This window comes from Sphingomonas sp. PP-CE-1G-424 (assembly GCF_004341085.1).
GTDB lineage: Bacteria > Pseudomonadota > Alphaproteobacteria > Sphingomonadales > Sphingomonadaceae > Sphingomonas.
The window spans coordinates 36208-50875 of sequence record NZ_SLXW01000007.1 but is presented as its reverse complement, the minus strand read 5'-3'; the positions used below and the strand labels follow the sequence as shown (position 1 = coordinate 50875).

13 protein-coding genes are annotated in these 14668 nt (G+C 63.9%); 7 read left to right on the top strand and 6 right to left on the bottom strand.

Features of this window, described 5'->3' with window-relative positions:
* Window positions 1-63: 63 nt before the first annotated feature.
* Window positions 64-1299, bottom strand: a complete 1236-nt coding sequence (locus C8J43_RS18150) for a sulfotransferase family protein (RefSeq protein WP_056056175.1) — start codon at window positions 1297-1299, stop codon at window positions 64-66.
* Window positions 1300-1435: 136 nt separating this feature from the next.
* Here C8J43_RS18150 and C8J43_RS18145 point away from each other — a divergent pair, with 136 nt between their 5' ends.
* Both C8J43_RS18145 and C8J43_RS18140 read left to right on the top strand, forming a co-directional pair.
* Window positions 1436-2071, top strand: coding sequence for an aspartyl/asparaginyl beta-hydroxylase domain-containing protein (locus C8J43_RS18145; protein ID WP_201780751.1), 636 nt, complete (start codon window positions 1436-1438; stop codon window positions 2069-2071).
* Window positions 2068-2535 carry a lasso peptide biosynthesis B2 protein gene (locus C8J43_RS18140; protein WP_082471076.1) on the top strand — a complete coding sequence of 156 codons (468 nt, stop codon included), beginning with the start codon at window positions 2068-2070 and terminating at the stop codon, window positions 2533-2535. Before C8J43_RS18145 ends, C8J43_RS18140 begins: the two co-directional genes overlap by 4 nt.
* 27 nt (window positions 2536-2562) lie before the next feature.
* On the opposite strand, the gene C8J43_RS18135 is transcribed toward C8J43_RS18140, so the two are convergent.
* The 3 genes from C8J43_RS18135 to C8J43_RS18125 all read right to left on the bottom strand — a co-directional run bounded on the left by C8J43_RS18135 (window position 2563) and on the right by C8J43_RS18125 (window position 6445).
* Complete coding sequence (locus C8J43_RS18135) at window positions 2563-4335, bottom strand: ABC transporter ATP-binding protein (protein ID WP_056056170.1); 1773 nt, start codon at window positions 4333-4335, stop codon at window positions 2563-2565.
* Window positions 4336-4441: 106 nt separating this feature from the next.
* On the bottom strand, window positions 4442-4972 hold the full coding sequence (locus tag C8J43_RS18130) for a hypothetical protein (RefSeq protein WP_231420917.1): 531 nt from the start codon (window positions 4970-4972) through the stop codon (window positions 4442-4444).
* A 237-nt stretch (window positions 4973-5209) separates the two neighbouring features.
* Window positions 5210-6445 carry an alpha/beta hydrolase gene (locus C8J43_RS18125; protein WP_133032092.1) on the bottom strand — a complete coding sequence of 412 codons (1236 nt, stop codon included), beginning with the start codon at window positions 6443-6445 and terminating at the stop codon, window positions 5210-5212.
* 504 nt (window positions 6446-6949) lie between these two features.
* On the opposite strand from C8J43_RS18125, the gene C8J43_RS18120 reads away from it, so the two are divergent.
* The 3 genes from C8J43_RS18120 (at window position 6950) to C8J43_RS18110 (ending at window position 10552) form a co-directional block, all read left to right on the top strand.
* On the top strand, window positions 6950-8425 hold the full coding sequence (locus C8J43_RS18120; protein ID WP_133032091.1) for a glycosyltransferase family 39 protein: 1476 nt from the start codon (window positions 6950-6952) through the stop codon (window positions 8423-8425).
* A 238-nt stretch (window positions 8426-8663) separates the two neighbouring features.
* On the top strand, window positions 8664-9701 hold the full coding sequence (gmd, locus tag C8J43_RS18115) for a GDP-mannose 4,6-dehydratase (RefSeq protein WP_056056164.1): 1038 nt from the start codon (window positions 8664-8666) through the stop codon (window positions 9699-9701).
* The gene (locus C8J43_RS18110; protein WP_056056162.1) at window positions 9701-10552 is read left to right on the top strand and encodes a GDP-mannose 4,6-dehydratase; all 852 of its coding nucleotides are present in this window, start codon (window positions 9701-9703) and stop codon (window positions 10550-10552) included. The genes gmd and C8J43_RS18110 overlap by 1 nt, the downstream gene beginning before the upstream one ends.
* A 72-nt stretch (window positions 10553-10624) precedes the next feature.
* On the opposite strand, the gene C8J43_RS18105 is transcribed toward C8J43_RS18110, so the two are convergent.
* Window positions 10625-11503, bottom strand: a complete 879-nt coding sequence (locus C8J43_RS18105; protein WP_056056160.1) for a hypothetical protein — start codon at window positions 11501-11503, stop codon at window positions 10625-10627.
* A 278-nt stretch (window positions 11504-11781) separates the two neighbouring features.
* On the opposite strand from C8J43_RS18105, the gene C8J43_RS18100 reads away from it, so the two are divergent.
* The gene (locus C8J43_RS18100) at window positions 11782-12441 is read left to right on the top strand and encodes an ABC transporter ATP-binding protein (protein WP_056056158.1); all 660 of its coding nucleotides are present in this window, start codon (window positions 11782-11784) and stop codon (window positions 12439-12441) included.
* 41 nt (window positions 12442-12482) lie between these two features.
* On the top strand, window positions 12483-13406 hold the full coding sequence (locus C8J43_RS18095) for a glycosyltransferase family 1 protein (RefSeq protein WP_133032090.1): 924 nt from the start codon (window positions 12483-12485) through the stop codon (window positions 13404-13406).
* 1 nt (window position 13407) lies between these two features.
* Here C8J43_RS18095 and C8J43_RS18090 read toward each other — a convergent pair whose 3' ends face one another.
* Window positions 13408-14640 carry a right-handed parallel beta-helix repeat-containing protein gene (locus tag C8J43_RS18090; protein WP_165899678.1) on the bottom strand — a complete coding sequence of 411 codons (1233 nt, stop codon included), beginning with the start codon at window positions 14638-14640 and terminating at the stop codon, window positions 13408-13410.
* Window positions 14641-14668 lie beyond the last annotated feature (28 nt).

The window sequence follows — 14668 nt, the reverse complement described above, 5'->3', positions numbered from 1 at the left end:
AACGAAAATCATGATCGATTTTCGATCAAGTTTAGCGCAAACATTATACTGTTGCAGGCTGGGTCATGGTTTTGAGGCCTTGCGCAAGGTCTCGAGCCTGGCATGGACCGGATCGACTAGGACGCGCGCCGCTTCGATCTCGGGGGTCGCATCGCGTCGTTTCGCGGTAGTGTCGGGTGTGAAGCGCCGGTCGGGCGCCTTGGCGTCGCGCGTCGCCACCTGCATCATCGCAGCGCGCTGGCCGGCGTCGGGCACGAATCCGAAATGCGGGGCGATCCGATCGACGACCGCATCCGGCATTTCCGCATAGTCGACCAGCAGTCCGCCTCCCGACGGCGAATGATCGAGGGGCCAATGATCCAGGACCGCCTCGCCGATCCGCTTGAGGACGCACGCCGCATAGCGATCCGCGGCCATGGCCGCGCCGCCCGCGATGTCGACGATGCTCGCCGGCAACAGCCCCGGCACTGTGTGGATGCCACGCTGCCGCTGCTGCGAGACGAGTATCTCGACCGGATCGCGGTACAGGAACACCCAGGGCGTTTCGGGAAACGCCGCGCGGAACAGCGGCAGCGCCACTGCGTGCCAGCTGTCGAGCTTGAAGACGACGCGGCGCGTCTGGCCCGACCGGTCGCGACCGAGCGCGGCGACGACCGCCCGCAGCGCCGTGACCTGATCGTCTCGCGGCGTCTCCGATTGCAGCGCCCAGCGCACGACCGCATCGAGCGGTGCGGGTTCGGAAAGCACGACGTGATGCGGATCGGCACCCAGCATCTGTGCGACCAGCGTCGAGCCGCATCGCGACATATGGTGGATGAAGCCGGCGGGCACCGGTCCGATTACGGCATCTCTGCCGTCGACGAGCGTAGCCAGATCGGTCCGTACGCGAAACATCCGGTTGAACGAGCGCGCTGTGAACCGGCGGATCATATCCCCGTAGAAGGGCGCGTCGAGCGCCTGGGCACCGAACCAGGCCCAGTCGAACGCGGGGGCGGCGCCGGTCTCCACCGCGTGGATCGGCAGCCAGCCGCGCGGGGGCCAGCGATCGAGCGTGATCGGAGGGGGCTTCGGACGCCCCATCGGCAGGATCGCGTCGCGGATCGCGTCCGCCTCGAGCGGGATGCCATGCGCGGCCGCGAGCGCGATTGCGTCGGTGATATAGCGATCGGGGCGTTCGATCGCGCCGAGCCGGGCCTGCAACGTATCGTCGGCCAGCACCAGAGTGCGGAACGCGGCGAGCGGCGAGGCGCCGATGGCCGTGTCGGCCGCCATGGCATCGCGGTTGGACATCGTGGCCACGGGCTCTCCTTCGCATGATACCGCAGCGTTTCGGGGTGCGGCCCCCCGGTATCCGTGTGGCATCGGTGCTTGACCGGCGCCTGCTTGGCATCGGCGTCGCCGCCTCTTACGCTGCGGCGATCGGAGACGGGGTATCGTGGCGGGGCTTGGCGGACAACTGCACGGACACGGCGCCGACGCTGGGTGGCCGGATCGGCTGTGCCTGCCGCTGGCGTTCGATCCGGTTCGTCTCGCGGACGATCTGGCGCTGCTCGATGCCGACACCTGGACCGCGCATTTCGTGCCGCAGCATTACACCGGCGACTGGAGCGTGCTGCCGTTGCGCGCGCCGGTTGGCGTCACGCATCCGATCCTGCGGATCGCGCCGGATCCCGGCTGTCGCGACTGGGAGGATACCGCGCTGCTCGTGCTGTGCCCGTATTTCACACAGGTCCTCGCGGCGTTTGCCTGTCCGATCGAGGCGGTGCGGCTGATGCGGCTGGCGCCCGGATCGGCGATCAAGACGCACCGCGATTACGACCTCGCGGCCGAACAGGCGCGCGCGCGGCTGCACATCCCGGTCGCGACTAACCCCGATGTGGATTTCCGGCTGAACGGCACGCGCGTGTCGATGGCGCCCGGCAGCGTCTGGTATCTGCGGCTGGCCGATCCGCATTCGGTGACCAATGCGGGCACGACCGCGCGCGTTCATCTGGTGATCGATGCGATCGTCGATCGCTGGCTCGAAGACCTGCTGGATCGGGCCAAGACCGGGGGGCCGCTATCGCGATGACACTCGGGAGTGGCAGGGCGCTACGCAAGCTCGGGACTGCAGCGCGGATGCGTCGTGCCGACCGACGCCTGGTGGTCGAGGCGATGGCGGCGCTGCTGACGGCGCGTCTGCGCAGCCTGTTGCCGTTCCGGGTTCTCGCCCGGCATCTGGGCGGCATGGTCCCGTCACGATCCCCCGCCCCCCCTGCCCCGCTGTCTCCCGACAAGGAGACCAGCGTGTTCGCGGTCCGCTGGGCGATTGCTGCGGTGGCGCCGTGGCTGCCCTTCCGTACGCAGTGCCTGCAGCAGGCGATCGCCGCGCGCGCGATGCTGGCGCGCCGCGGGATCAGTAGCGTCCTGCATCTCGGCGTCGGCGACCCGACGGGGACCAAGCTGGTGGCGCATGCTTGGCTCGACGCGGGCCGGTTGCAGGTCACCGGCTATCCGGTCGATCCGGGGCTGGCCGAGGTCGGTCGCTTTACGTGACGGGCCGCGCGGGCCGGGACGCGGGGTTCAGCGCGGTGCGGCGGAGTGGATCTCCGCGGGCCTGAAGGCCTCCAGCGCGATCACGCGGTCGCAGGCGCGCAGCGTCTCCTCGCGGTGCGCGACGATCAGGATCGTCGTGCGCGGCAGCGCGCGCCGGAGGTTGGCGATCACCGCCTGTTCGGTCGCGACGTCGATCGCGTTGGTCGCCTCGTCGAGGATCAGCAGGTCGGGATCGCGCAGGATCGCGCGCGCGAGCGCGATCCGCTGGCGTTCGCCGCCCGACAGCCGCGTGCCGCGTTCGTCGACCCGGGTCTCGAGCCCGCCGGGCATCGCCGCGACCATGTCGGCCGCGCCCGCCAGCGCCAGCGCCTGCCAGAGATCGGCGTCGGCGCGCACGGCGCTGCCCCAGGTCAGGTTGCGTCGCAGGCTGTCGTTGATCAGGTAGGAGTCCTGCGGCACATAGGCGAGCCGACGCCGCCAGCCGGCCAGCGTGGCAGAGCCGAGCACCCCGTCGCCGATCATGATCCGTCCCGCGGTCGGTTCGAGCAGCCCGGTCAGCAGATCGACGAGGCTGGTCTTGCCGGTGCCCGACGGGCCGGACAGCCCGACCATCTCGCCGACGCCGATCGTGAAATCGAGCCCGGTGAAGACCGGCGCTAGCGCATCCGGATAGCGGAACGCCACCTGCTCGAAGCGCAGCGGCCCGTGTCGCACCGACCCCATTGTGGCATCGGGCAAGGCCGTCACGGGATCGCCGAGATCGACCTTCAGCGCGCGCAACGCGGTGAAGGCGGGCAGGACGCCGAACAATTGCTGCGTGCTCTGCTGCAGCGACCGGACCGGGCCGCTCATCCGCACCAGCACGACCAGCGCGGCGAACAGAGTCACCGTCGGTACGCCCATCAGCACCGCGCCGAAGATCAGGGCCGCACCGACCAGCGAGGCTACGCTCGCCGACGCGATCGACACGCGCGACTGGAAGCGGCGCTGCGCATCGAGCTGGGCGCGGAGGTGGCCGCTCTCCTGCGCGATCTGCGCGACGAACGCGTCGGCCATGTCGTGCGCGATCGCGATCTTGAGCCCGCCGAGGAACTGCGCAGCCTCGCCGGCGATCCGGAACGCGAACCGCGCGCTCGACGTGCCGACGGTCGCCGCACGACGCGACAGCGGCACCAGCAGCGCCAGACCGAGCAGCGCGAGGCCGATCGTCAGCAGCGCGATGACCGGCGACAGCAGCAGCATCAGGATCGCCTGCGTCACGAGCATAATCGCCGCCATCATGATCGTCAGCAGCATCGAGCAGGCGAGCGCAAGCCGGGCGATCTCGCTCGACAGGATATGGCCGATCCGCGCGTGCCGCAGCCGCGCCAGCGCCGACCAGCGCGCCCGCGCCAGATCGGTGACCAGCATCAGCCGGCGATGATCGACGAACCCCAGCGTCAGGTCGGAGACCAGCCGGTCGCGCGTTGCCAGCACCACCGCGCGGAGACCGACCAGCAGGCAGAAGGCCAGCAGCACCGCCGCCAGCTGTGTCAGCTGCGAGACGAGCCCGACCGACGCCAGCGCCTCGACCATCATCGCCCGCCAGCGCCCGCCCGTCTGTGGTGCCAGCAGCGAGAAGATCGGCACGAGCAACGCGAGCCCGACGCCTTCGAGCACGCCGCCCGCGAGCATCAATGCGACCGCTACGGCCAGCCGACGCCCGCCATGGCGGACGAAATCGCCGACCAATGCGCGGACGTCGGCGATCAGCGACGTCCTGGGCTCGGGGACTGCGGCGTCACCGGCTGCCGTGCCCAACGGGGTCACCCGATGAGACTCTGGCGTGCGACCTGATGGCGGAAAAAGCGCATGGTGCAGCATGCGGGTCCGCCGCGCCGCGAGCAAGTGCGCGCCGTCCTGCGGTCTACGCCAGCGCCGCACCCTCACCTCGCGCCGACACGGGACGTCGGGCGCTCCGTGCGTGCGTCAGGCGGGGATCCTCGTAGAGGTCGCGCAGCGCGCACAGGCGGAAGACGTTCCACCAGCGTTGCCAGCGATGTTCGGCCGCGTCGTGGAGCATGTGGCAGCGCTGGCAAAGCGCGGCGAGGTTGGCGGGCATGTTGTGGCCCGGATCATGGTCGAGATGCGCGCAGGCGAGCACCACATAGGTCGTCCGGACGCTGCCCAGCTCGAAGCGATCGCGCACCGCGACCCGCCGTCCGCGCGCCGACCGCCAGCATGCCGCATCGCCGTCCCACCAGCGTCCGTCGCCGAGATGCGCGACGAACCGCCGGTGCGGCCGCGCGCACCGCTCGCACCGCGCGCCGGCGCGGTCGAACCGGATCGCCTGCGACAGTTGCGGCCAGTCGATCGGATAGAGCCAGCGGTTTTCGGGGCGGATCGGCATCGTGATTCTATGAGTCACCGCCGAGTCGAAGGAAAGCGAAATCTTCACCTTTCGTTTTCCTCTTGTACCGGGCGTGTTCGAATCTTCGGAGGGAAGGTCAGAGGTATGCATGCTGATGGCGATACAAGGCTGCCTCGGGCTGTCCCGGGTGTTTGGTCGCTCGTCTGACCAGCCAATTTAGCGACAATACAGTCCCGGCTCCCAAGTATTTTCTCGTGGCAAGGTGGAAACAGTGGTTGGTACGCATGAAGCCTGCGGTGCTGCTCAAGCGCTGGTTCCTGTCACCTATAACTGAACTTGGCGTGACGCTTCCCATTTTAAGCTCGTCCGCCGGAGCAAGTCGGGTAACCACCACCCGCATCGTGCGATCCGGTACAGATAGAATTTGCGCCGATATCGGCTATTCTTCGGATTAAGCGCAACGGCCTGCTTCTGTTGGCCGATCGCCGCGGACCGCTCGCCATTCTTCCACAACATTGTGGCCCGCCAGTTTCTGAGATGGGCCTGCGCTGGCAACGCATCCACCACCTCTCGTGCGATCGCAAGCGCTTCGCCCCTTGCACCGGCCAGCCAAAGAGCATCCGCAAAGGGGACCAGATACAGCGGCATACGCTCTGTGTGCATGGCGAGCTCGCGGTGGAGCGTCACCGCTTCGAGGTGGTTGCCGGTACGTGTCAGGGTACGCGCTAGACTGAGCATTCCGAGCATACTGCCAGGCCGTGCGGCGTGCCCCGCGCGCGCCAGCGCCAGCGCCGTACGCGGACGGACATCGGGCTGTCGCTCGGCAAGCGAGCCAAGATAGACCGAACTCGTCGACCGGCGCTCCCTGATCGTCTCAGCCACGGCCTTGGCGTCGAAACGATCATGCAGCAGATCCTCAAGCATCGGCTTCAGCAAACTGATTTCGCCGAGAAAGGTGCTCGCCGGATGCCCGCTGTATGGAACCGCAATCAGCAGCGACGGCGTTTCCGCCGCGATGTGTCGGACGTGCCGGCGGTCCAGTGGCATGTGCGGATCGTAGATCAGCACCGGTTGGGCTCGACAGCTGACAGGTCCATCAATTGAATCGAGCCAGTGAATCCTGTGAGAATCTTGCGGCCACCGATGTTCCCAACCTGCGCGCGAAGGGTTTATCGACCATTGCGGGGATAGCGCTAGGACACCATCCGCCGCTACCGCATCGGCGAAACGTACCGCTGCATAGCCGCCCATACTGGATCCATACGTTATCCTTCGCGCGGCGCCGGCTGTCGCTGCACGAACCGTTGCCAATGCGTCGAATATATCTTCGTATTGATACCAGTCGTTTCCGCGTCCCAGAACGTGGATCGCGGAAATACCATTGGCGAGCAGGAATTCTTCACCAAACCCAGAGCGGTCGAAGCCATCACCAATGCTGTGATGATCAAAGGTGATGACCCAACGTTGCGATGAACCGGTAACGACCTGCCTGACCATTATCGTATCGCTACGGTATAACTCGGCAGTTGGCGGCCGCTCTGCCCGCGTTTTATCGGTCATGACCGAACTTGCCGACCGGCGCAGTTGAAGAGAAAGTAACGAAGGAAGGCATCATTGCTTCCGGATTGCAACTTATGCGCGTCTGCGCAAGATTAGGTGAATCGCCTGATCGTTGTCGCCATGACAGGTGTGTCAAAAGGGTCCGCCTGTAATACGGCGGATTGGCTATTCGGCATCGATGCGCTTGATCCGGCTTATCGGTATCACGATCCTATGGGGCCATATAGCGCGCGCATTTTTTTCCCATCCGCCGCTGGGCTGACAGCGCCCGAGGTGTCGCTGCGACCGTCACAGATAGACGATTTAATGCATCTGGAGACACGCGGTTTCCGGCCGTTGGATTGCCAATCAACGAAAACCGCCTTCCTGTGCTCAGGTCACGTGGACCAGAGGCGATCATTCCATCACGGCAATCATCCTGGCAACAAACCAGAAGGGTGAGTGATGGGCCGACCGGTGGCCATAGCTAATCTGGTCTTAACGCGCATGTCCTACGGGTGAGACGTGCGCCGTCGCTACCGCCCTGCCCTGTTTGCGATCGCTCTGCTGGGTCTTGCCTTGCGGATCTGGTCGGCACGCGGCGGGCTGTGGGTCGACGAGGCGTGGTCGGCGATCTTTGCAGCACGGGCTCGAACGCCGCTCGGCGTGTTCCTCGACATCAACCACGACAATAACCACCACCTCAACACGTTGTGGATGCAGATGTGGGGTCTAGGCGCCGCGCCGCTCGCGCTGCGCAGCCTGTCGATCGCGACCGGTACGCTCACCATCCTCGTCGCCGGCGCGATCGGTGCGCGGCAGGGCGTCGTCCATGCGCTGGTCGCCGCGCTGCTGTTCGCGGTCTCGCCGATTCTCGTCAACTACGGGTCCGAGGCGCGCGGCTACGCACCGATGCTGCTCGCCGCGATGACCATGATCTGGCGCGTCGCCCGGGTGCTCGACGACCCGCAGTGCAGATCGCCGCGGACGGCCTTGGGCCTCGGCGGGTTGGCGCTGCTGGGGCTGTTCTCGCAACTGACGATGCTGTTCTTCGTCTTGGCCATCGCCGTCTGGGCGGTGTGGGTAATGGCGCGACGGATGCCGATCGAGGCGGCGCTCGGCTCGGCCATTCGCCTGCTGCTGCCCAGCATCGGCGCCTGTATCCTCGCGATCGGGACGACGTTCGGTGCTGCGGCCTTGAGCACGACCGGTATGCAGGTTGGCGATTACAGCGGGTTTTCGCTAGCCGGGTGGGCCACTGCAATGACAAGGATGGTGAGCTCTACGCTCGGACTGCCCGATGCGGGGCAATGGGTGGGACGAGGGATCGTCGTTGTGCCGGTCGTCGCGGTCGCGTGGCTTGGTCTCCGCGTGCGTAGTCGGCGATCGGCTATCGGACCGTTCGCGATCGTCGCGATCGCTGTCTTTCCGCTGCTCTTCCCGCTTCTGCAGATCGGCAACAGCAGTTTTCCGCGCTATTTCCTGCTGACCGTGGTCGCGATCCTGTTGCTCGTCGCTGACGATATCGCGCACGCGCTTGTCCAGCCACGGGGCGCCAGTCGAGGGGGGAGGCGTCGATGGGGCGGAGTATTGGCGATGCTAGGTCTCGGGGCGATCGTCGTCGCCAGCCTTTGCGAGAATCTCGCCCAAGCGGCGCTTCGTCGCGGCGATCCCGGAGCAGCGATCGCGACGATGGCGGCACGTGCGCCGCGCGGAGCCGCTGTGATGGTCGATCACCTGCGTCCCGTCGCCGTGTTGCGCGTGGCTGCGGCCGAGGCGCACTATCCGCTCGCGATCACCGGCGACTGTCCCGCGCGGCGCTTTCTGCAGATCGATCCGAGCGTGCACGATAGGGCGTCGCCGACGATCGTTCGCTGCGGACAGCGCTATCGCCGGCTCGTCGTCCGTCGTAGCGCTCGCCTGTCGGGGGCCGCCTGGGCGCTGTACGAAAGGGCGGATTTCGCCGCGCTTGGGCAAACGCGTGGGCAAGCCACGCACTGACCGCCGGAGACTGTCGATGCGCTGCGTTGCCGCATCCATCCGCCGACCTCGCTTTATCGACAGGGCTTTGGCGGCAGGGCTTGCCGACTGGGCCTTGCTACAGATCGTCGAGAATGGTCCGTAAGGGGACCATCCAGCACGGGAATGCCCCATCAAAACGCAAAAAGGGCGGAAGACTCTCTGGTTATCGGCGCATGACGCTACTATCGCCCCTGCCATGTTATCGAGGGAAGAAACTATGTCGAAGACCGCTATCGTTACTGGGATCAGCGGCCAAGATGGCGCATATCTGGCGGAGAACCTGCTGAACCGTGGCTATACGGTTTACGGGACGTACCGGCGGACGAGTTCGGTCAATTTCTGGCGGATCGACGAGCTCGGCATCACCAACCACCCTGGGCTCAAGCTGGTCGAATATGATCTCACCGACATGGGCTCGGCGATCCGGCTGATCGAGACCTCGGAAGCTACCGAGATCTACAACCTCGCCGCGCAGAGCTTCGTCGGCGTGTCGTTCGACCAGCCAATCGCGACCGGGCAGATCACCGGTCTCGGCGCGGCCTATCTTCTCGAGGCGATCCGCACCGTCAATCGCGACATCCGCTTCTACCAGGCGTCGACCTCCGAGATGTTCGGCAAGGTCCAGGCGATCCCGCAGAAGGAGGATACGCCGTTCTACCCGCGCAGCCCGTACGGCGTCGCCAAGCTCTACGCGCATTGGCTGACCGTGAACTACCGCGAAAGCTTCGGCATCTTCGGCACCAGCGGGATTCTGTTCAATCATGAATCGCCGTTGCGAGGGCGTGAGTTCGTGACCCGCAAGATCACCGACACGGTCGCCAAGATCGCGCAGGGCAAGGCAGAGATCCTCGAGCTCGGCAATCTCGATGCCAAGCGCGACTGGGGCTATGCCAAGGATTATGTCGAAGGCATGCGGCTGATGCTCCAGCACGACGTCGCCGACACCTATGTCCTAGCGACCAACCGCACCGAGCCGGTCCGCACGTTCGTCGAGCTGGCGTTCGGCCATGTCGGGATCACGCTCGACTGGTCGGGCAAGGACGAGAACGAGACCGGGATCGACCGCAAGACGGGCAAGATGCTCGTGCGCGTCAATCCGGCATTCTACCGTCCGTCCGAAGTCGATCTGCTGATCGGCGACCCGGGCAAGGCCGAGCGCGAACTGGGGTGGAAGCCCGAGGTTCAGCTTGAAGAACTCGCACGATTGATGATGGAAGCCGACCTGCGTCGCAATACTGCGGGCTGGTCGTTCTGATGCGGGTCGCGCTGACCGGAGCGACCGGCTTTACCGGTCGCTTCGTGTCCGCCGCGCTGGAGCGGGCCGGCGCGACGCCGGTCGTGCTGCAGTGCGACCTGCGCGACCAGGCGGCCGTCGACCAGGCGGTCGACGGCCTGGATTTCGACCGGGTCATCCATCTGGCCGGTCATGCGTTCGTCGATGCGAGCGACTGGTTGTCCTTCTATACGGTCAACCAGCTCGGCACGCTCAACCTGCTCGACGCGGTCAGCCGCAGGAAGCCGGGCGCACGCTGCATCCTGGCGTCCAGCGCGCAGGTATACGGCCCCAATGCCGAGGGACTGATCACCGAGGACGCGGCGACCAACCCGGTCAACCATTATGCGATCAGCAAGCGGACGATGGAGGACGGCGCGGATCTGTGGCGCGACCGGCTGGAGATCGTCGTGACGCGGCCATTCAACTATACCGGCGTCGGTCAGGACACGCAGTATCTGATCCCTAAGATCGTCGATCATTTCCGCCGGCGTGCCGACGTGATCGAACTCGGCAATACCTGGGTGGAGCGCGATTTCGGCGACGTGCGGTCGGTCGCCGACGCCTATGCGGGTCTGGCACTCGCGACCGACGTCCCGCCGGTGGTCAACGTCGCGACCGGGGCGGTCTCCTCGATCGGCGACATCCTGGAGAAACTGACCGCGATCAGTGGCCATCAGATCGCGGTGGAGGTCAACCAGGCGTTCGTCCGCAAGGGCGACGTCGAGGTGCTGGGCGGTGACGCGACGCTGCTCCGCGAGACGCTGCCGGATTGGGCGCCGCGCAGCCTCGCCGATACGCTACAGTGGATGTACGCCGCGAGCGCGACGTAGATCCCAATAAGTAGACCCAGTTAAAACGCTATGGCAGCCGACGGCGTGTCACCATGATCGGCTGCGCGTACGTCATCCGGCGTGACCTGTGACGCGGGGATTGCGCCAGCCCTGGACGCCATCGACCCGCGGCATCGGCTTGCCGGCAAGGTCCATGATGGCGGGACGCTCGACTTCGAGTTGCCATCCCGCTGACAGCAAGTCATGGCAAAGGCGTCCTTCGATCTCGCGCGAATGTGTCCCGATCATCATGTAGGCGACATGCCCGTTCAGGAAGTCCAGCGAACTGGCGACCAAATCGGCCTCGCCGCCCTGGATGTCGATATGCAACAAATCCACGCGCTCCACGCCGGCCGCAAGATCGGCGAAACCGACCGCGGGCAGCTTGTGATAGAGCCCGGTATTCTCCGCCTCCGTTTCCTGGTCCGGCGTTCCATTGATGATCGGATCGAGCCCGCTTCCCTCAGGTGGGAAAAATGCAGTTCCCGAACGGGGCGCCGCGACCCCGTGATGGATCGTCACGTCTTCGGGGGAAAACCCGTTTGCCAAGGTTGACTCCCGGGCGAACGCCGCATGATTTGGCTCGCCCTCGATGCCGATCGCGCGGACTTTCTTACCCGCTCGACGTGCTGCCACGCCCGTTATGTTGATCCAGCAGCCCCAGTGGCAGCCAAGCTCGATGACGGTGAACACATCGCCAGCCAGATCGATGGCGCGCAATGCCGCGCCGAACTCCGCCATATCGGCATGCCAATTGGCCGGAATAACATCGACTTCGATGGTCCCCTTCATCGGCTCGAGATGCTCGGGAAAGAACTTAGGATCGATCGCCACGCCAAAATAATTGAGCACGTAGTCGGCGCGTGCGACCTGCGGGCCAGCTGCATAGCGTCGGATAGTTCCTGGAACGTCAAACCGGGCTTGATAATGCCAAAATGGGCTGTCGACCATTGTAACTCCTGATTGCTAAACCAAATATTGATTGGCTAAACACTTGATATATATCGCAAAACGCGATCATAATACTGCGTGATCAGCGTGCAGTTAACCTTCGGTAACGGTATGGTCGTCTGTCTGGTCCAGCAAGCGATATTAATGCCGCTGCTTGAGAATTGCGTCTCGGAGCCTTACACTGGGTGCCGACCGCGGTGACACGGAGCATTGATTTGCTCGGTAGATCCGAGCGTGATCGCACAGGGCGATGACATTGATATATTGTGGTTTAATTGATGATCTCGTTTGAAAACGTATCCAAAAGCTATCACATTCGGAAGTTTCGCAAGGATGTGCTGAGCGATTTGAGCTTCGATATTCCTACCGGATGCAGTCTCGGCATATGCGGTGCCAATGGCGCCGGTAAATCGACCTTGATGCGTCTCATTTCGGGCGTCGAGGCACCGAGCGCCGGCCGCATCACACGCTCGGTATCATGCTCCTGGCCGATCGGCTATTCGAGCTGCTTCCAGTCCAGCCTTACCGGCGCCGACAATGCGCGTTTCATCGCGCGGATCTATAGCAGGGACATCCAGCATCTGCTCGATTACGTCGAGGATTTTGCGCAGCTGGGTGCCTATTTCTATCAGCCGATCTATAGCTATTCGGCCGGTATGATGGCGCGTCTCGCATTCGGTATTTCGTTGGCGATCGATTTCGATTGTTATCTGGTGGACGAAGTTACTGCCGCGGGCGACGACCGCTTTCGACAGCGTTGCGAAGAGGCGCTCCATCATCGGCGCTCTGCTGGCACTTTGTTGATGATCAGCCACGACCCCAATACGTTGCGCGCGTATTGCGAACGCGGTGCGGTCTTGCAGGATGGCCGGCTCAGTTTCTACGACACGATAGACGAAGCGATCGATATCCACATGCACAATCAGTCCATACAGTAAAAATACATATTCAATCGGTATACGGGCTGGGAAATATCTGCATGAATAAGTCTATCCTTATCCAGAATTATCACCCCCAGGGCACCGAAGCATTAATTCGTGATTTCAAGGCTATTGGTTTCAAGGTCTTCAGCCCCGATAGCGATTGGGGGCGGATTAAGTATTTTGCCGAAAGTACCGGTCTTGGCGGAGAGATCATATCCTTCGAGGATTACATGAAGACGGAGCCGGGCTTCGTGCTGATCGGGTGCAAGGCACAGGAGGACGATCTAAAGGCTATTGCGCGTCAGCATGGCGACACGATGATTCTGAATATCGCTCAGCAAAACCATGTGTACGAGCCCAATATCTCGAATATCCTGATATGCCCGGATGTCGGGCTTTGGCGCAGTTATCCGGATCCGATACAGCACAGGCTGTTGTATTTTCCGCGACCCGTGATTGCCGACGTTCCCGCCAAGGATATCGTTCGGTCGTTCGAAGACCGGACGATCGCGTCGTTCATCAGCATGCCGACGTTCTGGAAGCGCGGACTGCCTGCCTTCGAAGCGTTTCGCGCGCAGTGGCAGGGGAACTGCTATATGTTCGGCCATCAGGCGACCGATGGCCTGCTTACGCACGAGCAATGCAATGCGCGGATGGCGACATCGTTCTTCACGGCACATTTCAAGGACGAAGAGGCCTATGGTCTGTCCTGCCTTGAGTCGATGATGCTCGGAACTCCGGTTGTGAGCACGCATGAGTTCATGCGCGACAAAACGCTCGGCGAATATTTCCTGCGTCCCGAAAATTCCATCGTCACGGATACCATCGAGCAGGCCATAGCCGCGCTGGAGGCGCTCACGCTGGACGAATACAGACAGCTTAGCGACAATGCCCGGACGACTGTTCGCGACCTTACGTCCAATGAAAAGACGGTCGATCTTCTGAATCGTGCCGTGGAGGCCGAGATGCGATCCCTCTAGACTAGCGGATGGCGTAATTCAGAATGCAATAGTGCTTGGCGGTGGTGGTCGTATCCGTAGCGATCGGGGGCAACACCGTCCGGGAGCGCGGTGAAAAATTCGCCGAGGCGCCGGAAATCCGTTGCGGGCCGCACATGCTCGGATAGGTGCCGGACACCGTCTCGAGATCGTTGCGCGCGATCACCATCGGCCCCGTCAGATAGTCGACGTTGAGCGCAAGCATTGCCCCGCGAACCCGGTTGTCGGTGACCTCACCCCCGAAGGTCGACGCCTCGTACCAAGGCGCGGACCCGATCATGATGCCGAAGCCGCAACGCCGCTGCGCACCGCAATTGATCGTGTTCCGGGTGACCTGCGTACCGGTGAAATCGCCGCTGGTGGCTTTCGGCCAAGCCTGCAGCATGATCTCGGCAAACGCGCCGCCCTCTGCGCTGCCACTATGATCGAAGTGGTTGCCCGTTATCGTGCAGCCGACGCAACTGCCGAAGATCAGTTGGACGTCGGTATTGTCGCGAAATCGGTTGCCCGACACCTGGAAGCGTTGCGCGGTATGGATCGTCAGTCCGTCCGCCCAGCGCAGCAGGGCGTCATGCGTACCGTTTCCGGTGAACGCGTTGTCCTTGATGACCCCCTCGACACCGGTGCCGTATTCGAGCGCGGTATAGCAGGCCATATCGCGAAAGACCGAGCGGGTGATCGTCACCGTATTGCCGTTGACGAGCAGTCCGCCCGCCATCGCCCGTTCCTTGTCCGATGCGCAACGTTTTGCCGACAGGGCAGGATCGCTCAGCCGTGTTCCCTGGAATACCAGATGATCGAGCCGGACTGCGTTGCTGGCTATCTCGATGGGCATGATCGCGCCGGTGATTGCGGACGTCTTGATCGCGAGATGCAGCACGGCGCAGCGCCGCTCGTCGGCAGAGCATGGGGGCGCCATCGGTGAAACGCCGCGGGTCGTCAGTGTCACTGGATGCCGCAGGCGAACAGGCGTCGCGATCTCGTACCGACCGGATGGAAGCGCGATCGTCCCGTTCGCCGGTGTCGCGTCCAGGCAGTCCTGAAGGGCAGGGCCCGCATCTCGTCCGCTACCAGTCAAGCGCGCTACCGCGGCACAGGGCGCAGGTGCGGCGCGCGCGACTGTCCGATCCGCCCCGCCGAACCCGGATAGCGCCGCCAGCGCTGCTGCCAGTAGCAGGATAATCGCGCCGACAGATCGGTAAGTATATGAGGTCATTTGCTTGCGGGCCGATCCGGGCTGGTGC

Bases quoted from the DNA above. Each gene is read 5' to 3' on its own strand.
- C8J43_RS18140 (WP_082471076.1), top strand. From the start codon at position 2,068: ATGACACTCGGGAGTGGCAGGGCGCTACGCAAGCTCGGGACTGCAGCG.
- C8J43_RS18125 (WP_133032092.1), bottom strand. From the start codon at position 6,445: ATGACCGATAAAACGCGGGCAGAGCGGCCGCCAACTGCCGAGTTATAC.
- gmd (WP_056056164.1), top strand. From the start codon at position 8,664: ATGTCGAAGACCGCTATCGTTACTGGGATCAGCGGCCAAGATGGCGCA.
- C8J43_RS18110 (WP_056056162.1), top strand. From the start codon at position 9,701: ATGCGGGTCGCGCTGACCGGAGCGACCGGCTTTACCGGTCGCTTCGTG.
- C8J43_RS18105 (WP_056056160.1), bottom strand. From the start codon at position 11,503: ATGGTCGACAGCCCATTTTGGCATTATCAAGCCCGGTTTGACGTTCCA.
- C8J43_RS18100 (WP_056056158.1), top strand. From the start codon at position 11,782: ATGATCTCGTTTGAAAACGTATCCAAAAGCTATCACATTCGGAAGTTT.
- C8J43_RS18095 (WP_133032090.1), top strand. From the start codon at position 12,483: ATGAATAAGTCTATCCTTATCCAGAATTATCACCCCCAGGGCACCGAA.
- C8J43_RS18090 (WP_165899678.1), bottom strand. From the start codon at position 14,640: ATGACCTCATATACTTACCGATCTGTCGGCGCGATTATCCTGCTACTG.